We start from the raw sequence: 2,734 nt of genomic DNA on the forward strand, positions 1-2,734 counted from the left end.
AAGAGAAAGAGATTATTAAGAAATAGTCTATCAACATATCATTTGAAAAAATCCTTCTCAGAATGGAAAAAGATCCTAAAAAGAGCGCGCCACACCCCAGTATTGTATCGCACACCTCAAAAATGGGCAAAAAAAAGCGCATTGGCCTGATTGCCCACGACTACCGAAAACGCGACCTGATTGACTGGGCAGACTACAACCGCGATAAGCTGATGGAGCATGAGCTTTACGGAACCGGCACCACCGGGGGGATGATTGCCAAACAGCTTGGACTTCCCGTTCACACATTTATGAGTGGTCCGCTGGGAGGCGATTTGCAAATTGGTGCCGCCATCGCCGAGAGCAAACTCGATATTCTGATCTTTTTCTGGGATCCGCTTCAGGCGCAGCCACACGATGTGGATGTGAAAGCCCTGCTCAGGATTGCGGTAGTTTACAATATCCCGCTCGCCTGCGATCGCTCCTCAGCAGATTTTCTGATTTCATCCGAACTGATGGATAAAGAGTACGACCGTTTTGTCGTGGATTATGGTGAACGACTGAAGAGTTTGAAAGTTGAGGAGTAACCGGTTTTAATTACCAATTTTCAGGATTCAGGATTCAAAATGGAATATTACATAACCAAGTTAAGTTAAATTCCAACTCTCATTGGAGCTGTGGCGCACTGTCTGAATTTTGTTTCTGACTCTATTGGAAAACTGTATTCCCGGCTCAACTCTATTAAATAATCCCTTATAATATCGTTATCGATCTCCTCACTGGAGGTACCAAAAAGAAAGTAGCCCACGCTTCCGTCCTCTGAAAAGTAAATTCTGTGGACAAACATTGTGTTCTCACCCCATTCTATTCCAGCACGATACAGGTCTATTCCAATTTTTCTAAGTAATTTTTGGTACTCAATTAAAAATTCAGACTGATCATCCCGGAACACTCCCTCTTTCGGATTAAAACTTGTTGCAGCCGGATATTGTTCATCCAGTTGGGAAATATCAATACCGGATGATTTCGCTTCATCTAAACTCAAAACTGTAGGTTGAACTTGTACAGAGTGAAAATACAACAGAAATAGACAGAAGAGTAAGGTGGAAAACTTTATTGATGGCATTGTTCAACTTATTAATCAACATCATTTATATTATATACTCTCACCTGAACATCACCCTTATAATACTCCAGTACGTAAAAAGAATTACTTTCATAACTAAAGAACATATCAAGAGGTGCATATTCGTCATCCCTAATGGTGTAATTATATGTATCTATAAAGCTTATTTCACCGTTATCATATTTCAAATGATCTATAGTCAAATATCCTGTATCTCTTACCAAAAAAATATCTTGACCGTGAACATCTAGTGCCCTAGAAAATAAATTAACTTTAGGTGCTGATGGGTTTTTAGAAGATTCATCTGTATTCTGATCAATATAACCATTAATTAGATCAGGAATAATCTCGGTTAAATCAAATTCCCCGATTAAATCTCCACCTTGGGAGTAAACTCTATATAAGGGATAATATCTAAACGAAAGGTGTAAGTACTCTCCAACTGCTCGTAGGTATGGCCAACTCATACCAGCTGGTATTTTCTCATTAAACATTAAATATTCCCCAAACTCATTTGAAATATCTCCATTTAAATTATAAACAGTGATAAGACTTTCTTGATCCAAGTCTCCTACACTAAAAAGTGCAGTTGGACTAAACGTAAATATCTCAGTTTCATTCATTGATAGTGATAAAGCAATTCTTTCATTTTTAAACGATTTTAAAAAAACACCATTCGAGTCAAATACTACTTTTCTATGATTGCCTGAATCTTCTACTATTAGGAGAGAATCATTACTAGTCAAACCCATCGGTGAAATTAATTCACCTGGTCCGCCCCCTCTTCTGCTTATTGTTTTTAAATAACTGCCATCTATAGAAAAAACTTTAACATTAGATGGGTGATTGTCAGATATATATATCCTATCATCAACGCCTTTAGTCATATGCATTGCATTAACTAAAAACACTTCATTACTAAATTCAAATAATGGCGTAAGCGAATCATTATGGGATGTCAACTCTTCTTGCTGACACCCCACGATGATAACAACCAAGAGGCAATAATTAATTATATATTTAAACATATTTAGAGTTTTCTTGTTGATTGTATCATTTGGTCAATAACAATTAAGCCTCAACTTCTTCAGGTTTACATGCTTGACCACAACCATCACAATATACCCAGAACCCATTGGAACAATAAAGCATACAATTGGCTTGCCCGGCTATACCACCTCCACATGAACCGTATGGGTTATCACAAGATGGGTAACTTGAACATCGAGAAGTCCAACTCTGGGTACTAGCGCCGTCGTTAGGTTCTAGATAATTTGAATTTAATTCAAAGCAGTCATTTAAACTTGTCTCTGATACAGTTTCAATAGACAAATAAGCGTCATCATAACCTCCAATTTCCACGTTATAAACAAACGATATTACCGTGCTCAGTAGAACTACTATAAATGGATAAAAGATAGATTTCATCATGATAGAAAGATTTTGGTTTTGAGAGTTTATTATTTGTTTACTGAAGGCTTTGAAAAACCCTTCGCTGTTCTTTGATTTATTTTTCATGGCTGAATGTTGACCTGATTTTCTTCCAAAGGACAACATTTCCACCAATATTTGATCGATAAACCCTGCCAGAGACCATCAAAAGGCCCTGAAAAGCCATTTTTATGCTCA

4 protein-coding genes are annotated in these 2,734 nt (G+C 37.3%); 1 reads left to right on the forward strand and 3 read right to left on the reverse strand.

The genetic code is table 11. The annotated features are described in order from the left end of the window. Positions 1–122 precede the first annotated feature (122 nt). Positions 123–566, forward strand: a complete 444-nt coding sequence (locus BG260_RS13770) for a methylglyoxal synthase (RefSeq protein WP_069133538.1) — start codon at positions 123–125, stop codon at positions 564–566. Positions 567–631: 65 nt separating this feature from the next. Here the strand turns inward: BG260_RS13770 and BG260_RS13775 are convergent, their stop codons facing one another. From BG260_RS13775 to BG260_RS13785, 3 genes are all read right to left on the reverse strand, one after another. Further along, a complete protein-coding gene (locus BG260_RS13775) occupies positions 632–1,024 on the reverse strand; it encodes a hypothetical protein (RefSeq protein WP_069133535.1) in 393 nt (130 codons plus the stop codon). A 92-nt stretch (positions 1,025–1,116) separates the two neighbouring features. Next, positions 1,117–2,133: a 6-bladed beta-propeller gene (locus BG260_RS13780; protein WP_069133536.1), complete on the reverse strand. Its 1,017-nt coding sequence runs from the start codon at positions 2,131–2,133 to the stop codon at positions 1,117–1,119. Positions 2,134–2,176: 43 nt separating this feature from the next. Beyond that, entirely contained in the window at positions 2,177–2,623 is a 447-nt protein-coding gene (locus BG260_RS13785) for a hypothetical protein (RefSeq protein ID WP_141691618.1), read from the reverse strand. Between the last annotated feature and the right edge of the window lie 111 nt (positions 2,624–2,734).

It is taken from the genome of Rhodohalobacter halophilus (assembly GCF_001715195.1).
Taxonomy (GTDB): Bacteria; Bacteroidota; Rhodothermia; order Balneolales; family Balneolaceae; genus Rhodohalobacter; species Rhodohalobacter halophilus.